Genomic DNA, 16,766 nt, shown 5'->3' on the forward strand with positions numbered 1-16,766 from the left:
ACCTGCTTTCGATTACCCAAAACATGGAAAGGGTTCTCCCATGTCTTCTCGTGTCTTTCACATTCTGGCGCAAAAAGGCAGTACGGTCATTACCGTCAGGGCAGATGACCCCATTCTCGGTGTCGCCACCACGCTGGCGCAGCATAATATTGGCGGAGCCCCCGTTCTTGATCCTGATGGACAACTCCTTGGCCTTGTATCGGAAAAAGGGATTGTCAACGCGCTCTCCCGGCACGGTGCGGACATACTCACCCTGACAGCAAGGGATATCATGACAAAGGATATGCCGACCGCAACACCCGAAGACAGTATTTATGATCTTGCCTGCCGCATGACATATTCCCGCAACCGGCATGTGCCCGTTCTGGAAAACGGCAAACTCGTCGGGCTGGTCAGGCATTGGCGATATTGTTAAGCTGCGTGCCGAAACTGCAGAACATGAAGCTCAGGAACTGCAGGACTACGTAACAGGCAGCGACCATGGGGCTGTCCAGCCACCTGCTGACACGCCCCTCCACCAGTGCGGGGAAAAGAAAAACTGATCCCTATACTGCCCTTTGGGGCCACAGGTCAGCCATTCACTGCTCCAAGTGGTCGTCGCGCGGCATGAAAATCCGCCCATGGGTCCGTACGCTGCGAGGCAAGCCGTTCCATGGTATTGCCCAATGTGAACTGGGCCGGGCCGGTAAGGGTGTCCAGTTCCGCCCAGCTTACCGGCATCGAGACCGGGGCGCCGGGACGTGCACGGGTTGAATAGGGTGCCACCGATGTCGCCCCGCGCTGGTTGCGCAGGTAATCAAGCAGGATCCTGCCATGGCGCTTTACCTTGGAAACAGTCGTAATAAAACGCTCAGGGCTGTCAGCCGCCATATCCTGCGCCAGAGTATGGGTAAAGGTCTTTACACCTGCCCAGTCGGCCACGGGCTCAAGCGGGGCGATAACATGCAGCCCCTTGCCGCCAGAGGTCTTGACGAAGGCCGCAAGCCCGGAGGCTTCAAGCCGCACGCGCATTTCCCGTGCGGCTGCAATGACAGATGCCCATCCCACGCCCTCCCCCGGATCAAGATCCATGACCAGTTGGTCGGGTTGCTCCCAGTCGCGGCATGAGGCCTCCCATGGATGAATTTCCAGTGCGGCTCCCTGCACCAGCCCCATAAGGCCATCAAGATCATGGATACCGATCAGATGGCCGTGCTGCGCGTTCTGCGGATCATCAAGCGCTACGATATGGGCGTTCATGCCCTTCCATACGTTTTTCTGAAAAAAGCATGGCCCCTCGATCCCTTCCGGGCAGCGCAGCAGCGCCAGTGGCCGGTCAATAATGAACGGAGCCATGCGTGGCCATACAGCTTCATAATAATCGGCCAGCCCTGCCTTGGTTACACCGCCGTCCGGCCAGTAAATCCGGTCCGGATGGGTCAGCGTAACAGCATGCGCGGTTCGGGGCGCAGGTGTTTGCATGCCAGGCCTCCTGCGTTCGTTCTTCTGTGCGGAACTGTTGTTGCGCATGGCAGGGCAGGCTGTTGGCATCCCTGTCAGAGGATAAGATTTTTTACGGGCATTTCCACAAGCTGTAACTGTGGTGTCTTGCCGCCCTGCCATGTGTTGGCACCCGGCACGATCTGCGGCGTCGGGATATCGGCACGGTTCTCTTTTTCGCTCCGGGTGGAAATATCGAAACGCCTGTCCCGATCATCGAGAAAGGACTGACGGATCTGGCCGTCTTTGGTAAAGCCCATCATCAACTGGGGAATACCCAGAGGCAGGTCATGGTCCCGGTCGATCTGCCAGGTGTGCCATGTCTTGCCATACGTGGTTACGAGATCGGCCATGAACGCATGCTCGCCGATATCGGGCACGCCGGGGGCGACAAGCATGCCGGATTTCACCTCGTAGTGATGGCTATGCCATAATTTCTTTTCTTCTTCGGGGAGTGTCCTGAATATTTTTTCACTCACGATATATTCAATGCCAATCAACCGGGCATTTTTCTGGTTGGCTTCATAAATCACGCATTGATGGAAGCCCTCGCTCAGATGCGTGCAGAAATGGTTGGCCTCCACCTGCCGGCCCATATCATCGGCATAGAAATGAAAACCGTTCAGATACGCGCTCATCGCATCAATCGGTTTCTTGGCCTGCAATGTGTCCGCCGCCGCATCGAGCGCATCGCTGCGCAGCGATGTGGGGCCGCCGGGAACGGGAGCCAGCTTTTTGTCCGCCGCACCGGCCCTGCGCCCCGCAATTGCCGAAAGGGGTGCCGCGACAAGGGTTGCGGCCAGCGTGCGATTGAAACATCGGCGGCAGGTAAAGTTATGAAGGAACGACATGGTCTGTCCTTTCATGCAACAGGAAGCATGTGCCGCTATAAAGCACCCCCATCTGCTGAAGTTTCGTGTCAGATATCGTGCGCATTATAAAGAACGTTCCAGTGAAGATTTAAAAAAAAAGGCGACACCCGGAAATTTTTATCAACGCATTATTTTCAGACAGTGCTTCATGAATGCCCGGTGCATGCCCCAAAACGGCACGAACATACAGGCAAGGGGATCTATTTCCCTTTCAGCCCGGCATGGTCGCCCCAGTCACCTCCCATGGCCCGTACAAGGTCGATGCCACTCATGAGGCGACGCGTATTGACTGTAATCAGGTCTTCACGCGCCTGTAACGCCGCCGTCTGGGCGATGACAACCTGCAGGTAGTCAACGGCGCCTTCGCGGTACTGCACACCTGCCAGATGGTCGGTGCGCGTTGCCGCCACGACGCCCTCCTCCTGCCGCGTGGCGGCATCGGCCAGATGGTTGAGCAGCGCAAGCTGGTCTTCCACCTCACGGAAAGCCGTCAGGGCGGTCTGCCGGTAACTGGCTGCAGCCTGTGCATATTGCGCATGCGTGAGTGCCAGATTGGCAAACCGCCGCCCGCCATCAAATATGGCCAGCGTGGCCAGCGCCGGGCCAAACGCCCATACGCCACTCCCGGCCGAGGCCAGCATGCTGGTCGTGGTTTCCGAACCACCCGTCGCCCCCAGCGTGATGTTGGGAAAGAAAGCAGCCCGCGCCACGCCGATCCGGGCATTGGCCGCCGCCATATGCCGCTCCGCCGATGCGACATCGGGCCTGCGTTCCAGCAGGTGGGCGGGTGCGGTTATGGGAATGAGCGGCACGGGCGGCAGACCGTCTGCTGGCGGGATTGAAAAGGTGGAAGGCTGCTCACCGATCAGCACCGCAATGGCGTGTTCCGCCAGCGCGCGGTCGGCCAGCTGCTGTTCAAGCTGGGATTGTGTCGTGGTCAGCTGTGTGCGCGCACGGCCGACATCGAGCTCATTCGCGGCCCCTCCCACAAAACGTTTCGTGGTCAGGTCCAGTGCTGCGGAATAGGCTGCGATGGTCTTTTGCAGCAGGCTGATGCGGGCATCCAGACCGCGTAACTGGAAATAGTCATCGCCCAGTTCGCCCTCCAGGCTGAGGCGGATCGATGCAAGATCAGTCGCACTGGCCTGCGCGCTGGCCCGCGCCGCCCTGACCAGATTGCGGATGCGCCCCCAGATATCGGGCTCCCATGAAACGGTGCCACCGGATTCATAGTCATGATATTCGTAATAATTGCCGGTGGCCGGAAAGAGTGCGCGTTCATGCTGCGCGCTGGCGGTTGCATCAATCTGGGGAAAGAAATCGGCCCGCGCCCGCCTGACCAGCGCCCGCGCCTGATCATATCGCGCCACGGCGGCGGCCAGTTGCGGGCTGCCGTGTTCGATCCTGTCTTCCAGCCGGTCCAGAACCTCATCGCCCATGACCGACCACCACGCCCCGCGCTGCACGGTATCGGCGGGCCGTGCCGGGGTCCATATGCCAGCTTCCCTGAATGTGGCGGGTGTGTTGGGCAGCGTGGGCCTGTGGTAACGGGGGGCGAGATTACAGCCGCACAGCAGGACCGCGAGAAGCAGGACCGCCCTGCCCCGCTCACGCGCCATGCCTGCCCTCACGCGGTTTGACGGGATCCCCATTATCAATATCATCTGGCGGGTTGGTGATGACCCTGTCCTGTGGCGCAAGCCCCGTAACCTCAAGCTCGGTCCCGAAATCGATCAGGATCGCAACCGGCTGTATCCTGACATGGTCATGTTCATCCACCACCGCCACGGTTGTACCGTCCCGGCGAAAGAGCAGGCTGCTTGCGGGTATACGCACGCTCGGCGGCGCCTGTGGTGCGGGCGCGTGAAACGTAAAGGCAATCTGGGCGTAAGCCCCCGGTTTGAGAAGATTTTCCCCATTATCATAGACAAGCTGGACCAGCATCGTGCCCGACTGTGAGTCAACCGCATCCGAAGAATGCAGCAGACGGGCATCAAACTGCCGGTTGCGGTAATCGGGCACCGTAAAATGCGCGACAAAGCCCTCATGCATCCGCGCGGCATAGGCCTGTGGCACACGTACATAAAGCCGCAGGCGGGTCACGTCCGATACGGTAAAAAGTGGCTGGCTGGCAGCCGTTCCCGCCACGATCAGCGCACCGATATCGGTCGCACGGCTGGTGACCACACCGGTAAAAGGGGCGATGATGCGCTTGAAGGCCGAGAGCGTTTCAAGCCGTTCAACTTCTGCCGCGGCTTCATGGCGCGTGGCCTCGCTGGCGGCCAGATTGCCCCGCCGCTCATCCGTTTCCTGCTGGGATACGGCATTCTGGGCATTAAGCCGGTCCCACCGGCGTGATGTGATCTGGGCCAGATCGCGCTGCGCGGTCCGGGTGCCCAGCGCGGCCCGTGCGCCTGCAAGCTGCAGATCGACATCAGGCGTGTCAATTTCCGCCAGAAGCTGGCCTGCTTCCACCTTCTGCCCGATATCGACATACCATTGCCGCAGGTAGCCGCTGGTCCGTGCATAGACCGGCGCGCTGTACCACGCCTGCAGGATGCCGGGCAGGACCAGCGTATCAACAGCCTGACCACCCGGATGCACGATGTTCACGCTGGGCACGAGTGCTGCAACATTGGTGGCATGCAGATGGTGGCGTTCATGGATGCGCGTAATCGTGCCCGCCACAAGGATGAGCCCGAAAATGCACGCCCCGCCAAGAATGATCCAGCGCAGGCGGGGTCCGGGCCCGGCATGCATGGCCGTATGGGTCTCAGCCATGGGCACGTGCCCCGTCATGGCCGTGGCGTGCACGCCGGTCATAGATAATGGCGAAAAGCGTCGGCACAAAAAACAGGGAGGCACAGGTGGCGAATAGCAGGCCGCCAATGACAGCCCGCCCCAGCGGCGCATTCTGCTCGCCTCCCTCGCCCAGCCCCAGCGCCATGGGCAGCATGCCGATCACCATGGCCAGCGCCGTCATGATGACGGGCCGCAGGCGGGTACTGCCCGCCGTCAGGGCCGCCCTGAGCGCATCCCCATGTTCCGCCAGTTGCTCGCGGCAGAAGGTGATGACAAGGATGGAGTTGGCCGTCGCCACCCCCATGCACATGATCGCCCCCGTCAGCGCGGGCACGGAAAGCGGCGTATGCGTTGCAAACAGCATCCAGCATATCCCCGCAAGCGCTCCCGGCAATGCAAGGACAACAATGCACGGATCGGTCCAGCTCTGGAAATTGATGACAATAAGCAGATAGATCAGCACGATCGCGCCAAGCAGGCCAAACCCCATGCCCGAGAAGGCGGTTGTCATGGCCTGGTACTGGCCGCGCAGCGTAACCGTAACTGTATCGGGCCGGTCGTGTTCAAGCCGGTGCAGGGCTGCCTGCACGTCCGTGGCAATGGCGCCGAGGTCGCGCCCGTCCCCACCGGCAAAAACATCGACCAGCGAACGGATGTCATACTGCGCCTCGACCGGTGAGGTCGTGCCGCGCGTAATCGTGCCAAGGGCACCGAGCACCTGCACCTGGGCAGCTGAAACCCCGGTTACCGGCAGGCCGATGATATCCGCCAGCGAACTGATCCGGTATTCGGGCATCTGCACCGCAATGGGGTATGTGACCATGCTGTGCGGGTCCAGCCAGTAAAGCGGGGCGGTCTGCACGGTTCCGGCAATGGAGGTGGCAATGGCGGTGGTGACATCACCCTCCGTCAGGCCAAGCTGGTTGATGCGGGTACGGTCGGCATCAAAACGCAGTTCGGGGTAATGGCCGGGCTGCTGGATGCGCGCATCGACCAGGCCGTCAATGCGGCGTATGGCGCGCAATATGCGGCCTGCGAACTGTCGCGTCTCATCGGGGTTGGGGCCGGAGACCTGAATGTCGATCGGTGCCGGCACGCCAAAATTGAGGATCTGGGTCGTGATATCCGATGGCAGGAAGGCGAAGCTGGCCTCGGGGAATTCCCGAGGCAGTTCGCGGCGCAGGATACGGATATACCGCTCGGTCGGGTGATGATTTTCCTTCAGCGCGACAAGGATGTCCCCATCCTGCGGCCCGATGGTGCCTGATGCATTATAGGCGGTGTTGATGGCGCTGGTGGGCAGGCCGATATTGTCGGCGATGGAATCAATCTCACCTGCCGGAATCCGCTGGCGGATCTGCTTCTCGATACGCTGGAACAGGGCCGATGTCTCTTCTATGCGCATGCCTGTGGGGCCGCGCACATGCAGGGTCATCGTGCCTGCATCGACCTGCGGAAAAAAGTTGCGGCCAAGGAACGGGAACAACCCCATGCTCAGCACGGCAAAGCACAGGAAACCGGCCACAAACCAGCCACGATGGTCCAGAATGCTTTGCAAAAGCGCACTGTAGCGGACACGCAGCGCCTCGAAATACCGCTCGAAACCATGCTGGAAGCGTGTGACGATATTCTCCTTATGCTGCCTTGCATCCTCATGCGGGCGCAGCAGGAACATGGCCATGGTCGGCACGAGCGTGCGCGACAGGATGAAGGACATGACCATGGCGAACATGACCGACAGCGCCATCGGCACGAACAGGAAACCCGCGACCCCCGGCAGGTAGAACATCGGCACGAACACGATGCAGATGCAGATGAGCGAAAGAAAGGCCGGGACAATGATCTCCCCCGATCCATCAATGATGGCGGCATGTACGTCCTTGCCCATTTCCAGATGGCGCTCGATATTCTCGATCGTGACCGTCGCCTCATCCACCAGAATGCCGACAGCCAGCGCAAGGCCGCCAAGTGTCATGACATTCAGCGTCTCGCCCAGCGCGGACAGGGCTGCAATCGCCCCCATGACCGATAGCGGGATGGATGTCGCCACAATCAGCGTGGACCGCCACGACCCCAGAAAAAGCAGGATCATGAGGCTGGTCAGCCCCGCCGCAATCGCCCCCTCGCGCATCACCCCGTTGACGGCGGCCCGGACAAACAGCGACTGATCGTTGACGGGGCGGAGTTTGAGCTGCTTTGGCAGGCCGCGTGTCGCGTCAGGGATCATCGCCTTGATCCCCGCCACGATGGCGATGGTGGAGGTGGCGCCCGATTTCAGTACGGTCATGAGGGCAGAACGCTGGCCATCGACATGCACCACGTTCTGCTGGGGGGTGGCCCCATCACGCACATGGGCGACATCGCGCACGCGCACCACGGCGCCATTGACCGTGCGCACGGGCAGCATGTTGAGCAGGTCAACCGAAAGGGGCGCGTTGTTCAGCCTGAAATTATACTGATATTCTCCAATCTTTACAAAACCTGCGGGGGTGATCTGTGTCTGTGTGGTCAGAGCGTTGCCTACGTCCTGTGCCGATACGCCACGGGACTGCAGCTTGCCGGGGTCGAGATCCATCTGGATCTGGCGCACGCGGCCGCCATAGGGGTATGGCAGGGCAGCGCCCGGCACCGTTACCAGCCGGTTACGGATGAAGTTGAAGCCGTAATCATAAAGCTGCTGTTCGGTCATGCCTTCGCCCGACAGGGCAAGCTGGACGATCGGCACGGTGGAGGCATTGTAGTTCAGGATCAGCGGCGGGGTGGTGCCAATGGGCAACTGGCGCAGGATGGTCTGGGCAATGGCGGTGACCTGCGTATTGGCAATGCGGATATCGGTGCCGGGCTGAAAGAATATCTTTATCACCCCGATGCCCGTCAGCGACTGTCCCTCGATATGTTCGATATTGTTGACCGTGGTGGTCAGCGTGCGCTGGAACGGCAGCACGATGCGCCCGGACATGTCCTGTGGTGAAAGATTGCTGTAGGTCCACGCCACGGCAATGACGGGAATGCCGATATCGGGAAAGATGTCCTCCGGCGTGCGGATGGCGGAAAGCACGCCGGCCATGGCGATCAGGATGGCCATCACGATAAATGTATAGGGACGGGCAAGTGCCAGTTGAACAATTGCATTCATGCCACCTGCCTGCCCCCCTGTCTGCCATGAGGCCCTGTAATCCATATGCCGTCCGGCTTCAGATAACGCCCGCGGTACCGGCCGGTTTGTGGTGGAATACAGATAATTTTTCATCAGGGCGGGGGATGAAGACCGGATGGCCTGATAAAATGAAAGCTTTGAGGTGCCGCATTTTTTTAAGCGACACTGCTCATGATAGCAGGACTTTGCGGGCAGCCATCGGGCGAAAGCATGCCCTTCGCACCGATACAGTAACGGTTGCTCCATGAAATTAATTTTATTGTAATAATATAAACAACAGTTCATTAAATATTGAAAATAAACAAGAGCCTGATTTGTAATGAAAATTATTTTAAATCTTATCTGTTCATACTTTGTAAAAAAACGCTGTATCTGTCGTTCAGGCACAGCCCGCGGATTCAGGCGGGCCCGTCCATCACCCATCATGCTGGAGTGTCCCTGTCATGCCCCCTGTGCTGCCTGAATATTCCTGACCCGCGCCTGCCCGCTGGAGCGATCCGGCGGGACAAACTGCGCCATTAATCTGGCCTGCATGAAGCCGTCATGCGCCCATTCCCGGCGCATATGACAGTCAAGAATGCCATAAACGCAATAAAACCGCATGCGAACACTTATGCGGTTGTTCGTGATACAGGGAATTACCCATCCCATGAATGCCATCGTAGTCACTGCACTGCGTCGGCCCTATACCTTTGTGGTGCTTTCGATCCTGATCGTGGTCTTTGGCATCATGTCGGTATGGCGTACGCCGACGGATGTGTTCCCCAATATCCGTATTCCGGTCGTGTCCGTCGTCTGGACCTATGGCGGCATGCTGCCTGAGGAATTCGCAGGCCGGATCATCTATAATTACGAACTCATGGTGACCTCGACTGTCGAGGGCATCGAACATATGGAAAGCAGTTCGTATTACGGGCGCGGCATCGTAAACATATACTTCCAGCCCGGCACCGATATTGGCAAGGCCGAGGCTGAAGTCACCGCCATTTCCCAGACGGTGATCAAGCAGCTGCCCGAGAACATCCCCTCACCCATGGTCATGAGCCTTGATGCCTCATCCGTGCCGGTGCTCACGCTTCAGGTCACGTCGGATAAACAGACCCCGTCCGACCTGTTCAAGCTGGCCATGATCCGCGTACGGCCGCTGCTCGTTACCGTGCCGGGTGCGGTGGTGCCTCAGGCCTATGGCGGCATGGACAGTTTTGTGATGGTGGCGCTGAACCAGCAGCAACTCCAGGCGCATCACCTCTCGGCCATGGATGTACAGAACGCCTTGCGCGGGCAGAATATCGTGCTGCCCGCAGGCGACCAGAAAATCTCGTCTACCGACTGGATGGTGCAGACCAACGCCACCCCGCGCTCGATGAAGGAACTGGGTGATATCCCGGTCAAGCGCGTGGGCAATGCCGTGATCTATGTGCATGACGTGGCCGAGGTCTATCGCGGCGGCCACCCGCAGACCAACCTCGTGCTGGTCAAGGGCAAGCAGGGTGTCGAGATCGTGGTCATGAAAAGCGGCGATGCCTCGACGCTGGATGTGGTCGCGGGCGCCAAGGCCCTGCTGCCACGCATCCAGAAACTGCTGCCGCCCGATGTAAAGGTGAGCATTCTGGGCGATGCCTCGGTGTTTGTTAAGGATTCCATTTTTGATGTGGTGCGCGAGATGCTCACCGCCGCCTTCCTGACCGGCATGGTGGTGCTGCTGTTCCTGGGTTCATGGCGGCCCACGGTCATCATAGCCACCTCCATTCCGCTGGCCATACTGTGCGCCATCATCGGGCTGCACTGGGCGGGGCAGACCATCAATGTCATGACGCTGGGCGGGCTTGCGCTGGCGGTAGGCATTCTGGTCGATGACGCCACGGTGATGATCGAGAACATCGACGCGCATCTGGAAATGGGCAAGACGCTGGAACCGGCCATCATCGATGCCGCCAACCAGATTGTCATCCCCACCTTTGTCGCCACCACCTGCATCTGCATTGTCTGGCTGCCGCTGTTTGGCCTGAGCGGGGTTGCCGGCTGGCTGTTCATGCCCATGGCGGAGGCCATCATCTTCGCCATGATTGCGTCGTTCATCCTCTCGCGCACACTGGTACCGACCATGGCCAAATACCTGCTGGCCGGCCACAGCGTGGCAGGGCATGGGGATTCCCACCACTGCCAGCCACAGGTCCATAACCTGCAATACCCCAAGCGGCTGCCCGAGCGCTTCCAGCAGGCGTTCGAGCGCGGGTTCAATACCTTTCGTGAACGCTACGGCGCCCTGCTTGAACGCGCCATCGCGCGGCGGGGGCGGTTCGTGGCGGTCTTTCTGGGTGTGTCGGTCTGCTCGCTGGGGCTGTACCTGATCGCGGGGCGCGACTTCTTCCCCGAGACCAGATCCGGCACGCTGCAGATGCACATGCGCGCACCTTTAGGCACCCGTATCGAGGTGGCGGGCCGCGAGGCCTCCCTGGTGGAGGACCGGGTCAACGCGCTCTTCCCCGGCAAGGTGGAGAGCATGATCGAAAACTGCGGCCTGCCCGAAGGCGCGCATAACCAGGCCTTCATCCCCACGCCAACCATCGGCACACAGGACTGCGACATCACCATTGCGCTCAAGAATGAGGAAACCCCGGTCTGGGATGACCGCGCCATCCTGCGCCGCGACCTCTCGGCGCGTTTTCCCGGCACGGTGTTCACCTTCCAGCCCGCCGACCTGACGGCCAAGATCCTGAATTTCGGCTCCCCTGCCCCCATCGACGTGCAGATTTCCGGCCCCGACCTGCGCGATAACTACGACTACGCCCGCCTGCTCGTAAACCGCCTGCGCGGGGTGCCGGGTGCTGCCGATGTCGTGATCCAGCAGACCATGAAGACGCCAACCCTGTTCGTGCAGGGCAACCGCACCTTCGGCCAGGCCACCGGCATGACGGAAGCGGACCTTGCCAATAACGAACTCATGACCCTGTCAGGCAGCCAGACGGTGGACCCGCAATACTGGCTCGACCCGGCCACGGGCATCACCTTCCCGCTCAATGTCTATGTCTCGCAGGATCAACTGACGCATTTCAACAACCTCATGACCATTCCGGTCGACAAGGGCGATGGCGACCCGCAGGGGCGGCACATGCAGCTTCTGGGCGGCATCAGCGATGTCAGCGCCACCGGCACGCCGGGGCAGGTCTCGCACTTCAATTCCATGCCTGAGGTGGACATCTATGTTTCCGCCGAGGGGGCGGATCTGGGGCAGGTCACTACCGGCGTGCAGCACGTGCTGGACCAGACGCGCGACAGGGTACCCTCCACCGCCGCTGTGGTGGTGCGCGGCCAGACCGAAACCATGCGCCATGCCTATATCGAGCTTGTGTTCGGGCTGGTGGTGTCGGTGCTGCTGATCTACCTGCTCATCGTGGTCAACTTCCAGTCCTGGCTGGACCCGTTCATCATCATCTCGGCCCTGCCCGCAGCTCTTGCAGGCATCGCCTGGGCGCTGTTCCTGACCCATACGCGCCTGTCGGTGCCGGCATTGACGGGCGCCATCATGTGCATGGGCACCGCCACCGCCAATTCCATCCTTGTGGTGTCCTTCGCGCGTGAGCGGATCGAGGAGCATGGCGATGCGCTGCGTGCAGCACTCGAGGCGGGCTATGGCCGCATCCGCCCCGTGCTGATGACGGCACTCGCCATGGTGATCGGCATGGTGCCCATGGCCATGAGCAACTCCCAGAACGCGCCGCTGGGCCGCGCCGTGATTGGCGGACTGCTGGTGGCCACCGTGTCCACACTCCTGTTCGTGCCCTGTGTTTACGCAATCCTGCATAACCGCGCCCCCCGCAACCGCGAGGAACTGAACTGATGTCCACCCGGGAAACCCGTAAGATGCTGATGCTGGCCGGTGCCACGATCCTTGTGGGCTGGTGCGGTTACCTGCTGGTCGGGCGCATCCACCATGCCACCGTCCTGCGCCATGATGCGGCAGAGGCCTCCGTGCCCGATGTAATGGTCATAGCACCACGCAGGGAGGCCCGCCATGTCAGCCTCGACCTGCCCGGCACGATCGAGGCCTGGTACCAGGCCCCCATTTACCCACAGGCCTCGGGCTATGTGCATATGTGGTACAAGGACTACGGCGCCCGCGTGGCGGCAGGCGACGTGCTGGCCGAGATCAACACCCCCGGCCTTGATGCCCAGTTTGCGCAGGCGCAGGCCGATCTTCAGTCCTCACAGGCCAAATATGACCTTGCGGTGGTCACCGCCCAGCGCTGGCGGCTGATGGGCCGGTCACAGGCGGTATCGGGCCAGTCGGTCTCGGTGCAGGACGCCAATGAGAAATCGGCCTCGGCTGATCTCGAAGCCGCACGCCACAACCTTGACCGCTATGCCGCCCTTGAGCGCTTCAAGGTCATTGTCGCCCCCTTTGATGGCGTGGTGACGGAGCGCGACATCAACGTGGGCGACTACGTGCATGAAGGTGGCGGCAACCTGAACGCCACGGGCGCGGCCAGCGAGCTGTTCAGCGTAGCGGATACGCACCAGATGCGGCTGTTCGTCTCGATACCGGAGAACATGTCCTACATTCTCCAGCCCGGCCTGCACGCAAGCGTGCGGGTGCCGCAGTTCCCCGATCGTACGTTCGAGGCAAAATTCCTGACCGTATCGGGCGGCTACGACCCTGACACCCGCACCAGCGTGAGTGAATTCGTGATTGATAATTCCGACCACGCCCTGTGGCCCGGCACCTTCGCCGCCGTGACCCTGAGCGCGCCCGAGCAGGCGGCCCATCAGGCCATTCCCACCGGCGCGCTGGTGTTTCAGGAGCATGGCATGCAGGTGGCCGTGGTGGATGGGCAGGGCCGCGCGCATTTCCATGACATAACGGTGGGCCGCATGGGCGATGGGGCAACGCAGGTGCTCTCGGGTATAAACCCTGATGACCGGATCATCGACAACCCGCCCGCCGACCTGCTGGAAGGCGAGCGCGTGCATGTGGTCCAGCCCGCTGCCGGATACAGCAACGACACCGATGAAAAGGACGATGAATGATGGCCCCTACCATTCACCGCGCCACGTTTATGGGGGCGGCCTGCGCCGTATCGCTGCTGTCACTGGCGGGGTGCGACCTTGCGCCCGCCTATCATGCGCCGCATTACGTCATTCCGGCTACATGGCAGGGCCAGGCCCCGTTTGGCGTGGCCCATCCGATGGATGACACCATTCCAGCGCAGTGGTGGCAGAGTTTTGCCGACCCCGAGCTTGATACGCTGGAGGAAACGGCCATGGCCCATAACGGCGACCTGCAGGCCGCCAGCGAGCGCTTTTTGCAGGCGCGTGCGATCGTGAGCGAGGCGCGGGCCGACCTGCTGCCGCATTTTGGCGTGGCCTTTGGCGGCAGCAACAACAAAAGTTCGGCCGAGCGGCTGTTCCGCTACAAGGGGCCGATTACGGATTCCGATGAGTTCTATGGTGGCATGGCCTCATGGGAGCCGGATTTCTGGTCCTCCATCCGCAACCGCGTGCGCCTGCAGAAGGATTATGCCCAGGAACAGGCCGCGCAATACGCCGCCGCACGGCTGAGCCTGCAGGCCGAACTGGCCAGCGATTACTTTACCCTGCGCGGGCTGGATGCGCAGGCGGCGATCTATACCCAATCGATCCGCTATTATGAGGAATCCCTGCGCGTTACCCAGACCCGGCTGGTGGATCAGGCGGCCTCCCGGCTTGATGTGGCGCGTGCGCAGAACCAGCTTTACACCACGCAGGCCCGCCTGCTCGACATTCAGGCCCAGCGCGAGGTGATGGAGCATGCAGTGGCGGTTCTGGTCAATGTCGCGCCCTCATCCTTCCATCTGGCACCCGATGCCCACCTCAATGCCACCCGCTTCGCGCTATCCGCCCCCCTGCCCTCAGACCTGTTGCAGCGCAGGCCCGACATTGCCATGAGCGAGCGCCAGATGGCGCAGGCCAACCGGGCCATCGGCATTGCGCGCGCGGCGTTCTACCCACACGTATCCTTCCAGATGAACGGAGGCTTTGATGATAACGGCTTTAACCTCGCCAACCTGGCCAACAGCATGTGGTCATATGGCGCCACCGTGACCATGCCGGTGTTTGAAGGCGGGCTGCGGCGCGCGCAGTTGCAGCAGAGCTGGTCCGCCTACCGCGAAACGCGCGACCATTACCGCGTGACAATTCTCAACGCCTTTCGCGATGTGGAGGATGGCCTGTCACGCACCAACCGGCTTGATAGCGAAAACGGCCGCCTGCGTGCCGCGGTGGGCGCTGCCAGCCAGACGCAGGACATCACCATGAACCTGTATAAAGGCGGCCTTGCCACCTATCTCGATGTGCTGATCGCGCAGGTCAGCACGCTTGATGCCCGCATACAGCAGGCCGAGATCCAGACCCGTTACCTGCAGGCGCAGGTCGGCCTGATCCGGGCCAGCGGCGGAGGATGGAACGCCGCCAGCCTGCCCGCGCCCGACAAACTGTTCTCGGTCGACCCGCTACAGTATTCCGGCCTGCATAATGCACGCCCTGCAGGTGATGTGCCACCACCCCACAGCCACGGCCCCGACCCGGATGACAACCTGACCGGGCCTATCCTCTCGCCGCATGCCGGCCCGTAAAAAACAAAGCATGCAGGGGCAAAAAAACACCCCCTGCATGCCCTGGCTGAAAATAGGCTCAGGAAAATTTTTCCCCGACCATGTCCTCGCTTTTTGCCCACAGCGCCTCGGCATGCGCGGGATCGACCGCATAGGCCCGCACGCCCGCACTGACCAGACTGACCGCCTGGTCATCGGGCACGACCGGGCTTACGTGGCAGTCTTCACAGTAATGGCCGCCGACGACGCCCGCTTCCGCCACCGCGCCCGCCCAGACTGCCGTGGCCGCCCCCTGTGGAATGGTCTTGAACTGGAACGGCGGCTGGCCTGCCGCGGCAGCCTGTTCGTTGATCCTCGCCACCATCGCCTCAATGCCGCCTGCTGGCATATAACGCGTCAGTTCGGTCAGGATTCCACCGGGATGCACCGCCGCAGCGCGCACGCCGCGTGCACGGTGCCGTGCGTCAAACGCAACGGCAAACAGGATATTGGCGGTCTTGGAGCGCCCGTAGGCGATGAACGGGTCGTATGGCGTCTGTTCAAAATTCGGGTCTTTCAGATCAACATCCGCAAAGCGGTGTCCGGCCGAAGATACATTGACCAGCCGGGCGCCGGGGCGCATCAGCCCCGCAATCCGGTTGACGAGAACGAAATGCCCCAGATGGTTGGTGCCGAACTGCGTCTCGAACCCGTCCTTCGTATGGCCGAACGGCGTGGCCATCACGCCTGCATTGGCGATGACCAGATCGAAAGGCAGACCGGCTGCGTTCAGCTTATCGGCGCAGGTGCGGACACTGCCCAGATCCGCGAGGTCCAGGGCGACCAGTTCGAAACGCCCTCCCCCACGCGCCGCGTCCGCACGGACCTGCGTGGTGGCATGTTCTGCTTTTTCCAGATTGCGCGCAGCCCCCACCACATGGGCGCCATGGGCTGCAAGGGCGCGTGCGGTTTCAACGCCCAGACCCGCGGAAACGCCGGTTACAAGCATGCGTTTGCCCTTGAGCGATACGCCGGAGAGGACCTCTTCCGTTGTCGAGCCTGCGCCAAAAATCTGTGTCATGGGTGGAACTCCCTGAAAGAATGCATCCGTTTTTTGCCGAAATGGCATGCGGGATGTTATGTGGAGTGTAGCTCCGCTTGATATATGCGGAGGACATCTCCGTTTAACAAGAGGGAAACCGGTGACCGACGAAAAAAAGCCACGCCGCCGGCCGCGCAGCGATGGGCAGCGCAACAGGGAAAACCTGCTGAACGTGGCCAAGGCCGCGTTTACGGCGGGGGAAGTCGATATTCCCCTGGATGAGGTTGCCCGTCGTGCTGGCGTGGGCATCGGCACGCTTTACCGTCACTTCCCCAATCGTGATGCGCTGATCGAGGCGGTCTATCGCGCTGAACTCGACCGCCTTGCCGGTGCGGCCCCGGTCCTTGCCGCGAAACACCCGCCAGTGGAAGCACTGCGGGCATGGATGCGGCTGTTTGTTGACTATATTGCCGCCAAGCTGGTGATCGCCCCTGCCCTCAACGGGCTGGCAGGCGGCACGGGCACGCTCTACGCCCAGTCCGGCACCGTTTTGCAAAATGCGATCGACGGGCTTGTGGCAGCCGCCGTTGCCAGTGGCGACATCAGCGCGGATATCGAGCCGGTTGACCTGCTCCGTGCCCTGGCCGGGGTTTCGAACTATGCGGCCGGTCCCGGCTGGGAGAACAGTGCGAAGCGCCTTGTCGATATTCTCATCGCCGGATCACGGGCATCGGGATCGTAATGCTGCGCCATGCCCAAGCCGATCCGATCACTCTATCGGGCCTCTTCCTTAAAGGACAGACAGGGCGACCGGCGCTTCGCCCGCCCTGCTCGTAAACGGTGTG

The 16,766-nt window shown here is 61.2% G+C and carries 11 protein-coding genes; 5 read left to right on the plus strand and 6 right to left on the minus strand.

The features are described 5' to 3' along the window. Positions 1–40 precede the first annotated feature (40 nt). On the plus strand, positions 41–415 hold the full coding sequence (locus tag FMA36_RS15840) for a CBS domain-containing protein (protein WP_408885633.1): 375 nt from the start codon (positions 41–43) through the stop codon (positions 413–415). 155 nt (positions 416–570) lie between these two features. On the opposite strand, the gene ligD is transcribed toward FMA36_RS15840, so the two are convergent. The 5 genes from ligD to FMA36_RS15865 form a co-directional block, all read right to left on the minus strand. Then, a complete protein-coding gene (gene ligD, locus FMA36_RS15845; RefSeq protein WP_159263243.1) occupies positions 571–1,461 on the minus strand; it encodes a non-homologous end-joining DNA ligase in 891 nt (296 codons plus the stop codon). A 74-nt stretch (positions 1,462–1,535) separates the two neighbouring features. Beyond that, on the minus strand, positions 1,536–2,330 hold the full coding sequence (locus FMA36_RS15850; RefSeq protein ID WP_159263244.1) for an OBAP family protein: 795 nt from the start codon (positions 2,328–2,330) through the stop codon (positions 1,536–1,538). 221 nt (positions 2,331–2,551) lie between these two features. Further along, positions 2,552–4,003, minus strand: a complete 1,452-nt coding sequence (locus FMA36_RS15855; protein ID WP_240906417.1) for an efflux transporter outer membrane subunit — start codon at positions 4,001–4,003, stop codon at positions 2,552–2,554. After that, the gene (locus tag FMA36_RS15860; protein ID WP_159263245.1) at positions 3,960–5,132 is read right to left on the minus strand and encodes an efflux RND transporter periplasmic adaptor subunit; all 1,173 of its coding nucleotides are present in this window, start codon (positions 5,130–5,132) and stop codon (positions 3,960–3,962) included. Before FMA36_RS15860 ends, FMA36_RS15855 begins: the two co-directional genes overlap by 44 nt. After that, entirely contained in the window at positions 5,125–8,289 is a 3,165-nt protein-coding gene (locus tag FMA36_RS15865) for an efflux RND transporter permease subunit (RefSeq protein WP_159263246.1), read from the minus strand. The genes FMA36_RS15860 and FMA36_RS15865 overlap by 8 nt, the downstream gene beginning before the upstream one ends. A gap of 670 nt (positions 8,290–8,959) precedes the next feature. Between FMA36_RS15865 and FMA36_RS15870 the strand changes: the two genes are divergently transcribed. The 3 genes from FMA36_RS15870 to FMA36_RS15880 are packed head-to-tail and all read left to right on the plus strand — an operon-like array spanning position 8,960 to position 14,921. Further along, complete coding sequence (locus FMA36_RS15870; RefSeq protein WP_159263247.1) at positions 8,960–12,151, plus strand: efflux RND transporter permease subunit; 3,192 nt, start codon at positions 8,960–8,962, stop codon at positions 12,149–12,151. Further along, positions 12,151–13,338: an efflux RND transporter periplasmic adaptor subunit gene (locus FMA36_RS15875; protein WP_159263248.1), complete on the plus strand. Its 1,188-nt coding sequence runs from the start codon at positions 12,151–12,153 to the stop codon at positions 13,336–13,338. The genes FMA36_RS15870 and FMA36_RS15875 overlap by 1 nt, the downstream gene beginning before the upstream one ends. After that, positions 13,335–14,921: an efflux transporter outer membrane subunit gene (locus FMA36_RS15880; RefSeq protein ID WP_159263249.1), complete on the plus strand. Its 1,587-nt coding sequence runs from the start codon at positions 13,335–13,337 to the stop codon at positions 14,919–14,921. The genes FMA36_RS15875 and FMA36_RS15880 overlap by 4 nt, the downstream gene beginning before the upstream one ends. Positions 14,922–14,979: 58 nt before the next feature. On the opposite strand, the gene FMA36_RS15885 is transcribed toward FMA36_RS15880, so the two are convergent. Then, complete coding sequence (locus tag FMA36_RS15885; RefSeq protein WP_159263250.1) at positions 14,980–15,960, minus strand: SDR family NAD(P)-dependent oxidoreductase; 981 nt, start codon at positions 15,958–15,960, stop codon at positions 14,980–14,982. Positions 15,961–16,081: 121 nt separating this feature from the next. Here FMA36_RS15885 and FMA36_RS15890 point away from each other — a divergent pair, with 121 nt between their 5' ends. Next, positions 16,082–16,663, plus strand: coding sequence for a TetR/AcrR family transcriptional regulator (locus tag FMA36_RS15890; protein ID WP_159263251.1), 582 nt, complete (start codon positions 16,082–16,084; stop codon positions 16,661–16,663). Positions 16,664–16,766 lie beyond the last annotated feature (103 nt).

This window comes from Komagataeibacter xylinus, assembly GCF_009834365.1.
Taxonomy (GTDB): Bacteria; Pseudomonadota; Alphaproteobacteria; order Acetobacterales; family Acetobacteraceae; genus Komagataeibacter; species Komagataeibacter xylinus_D.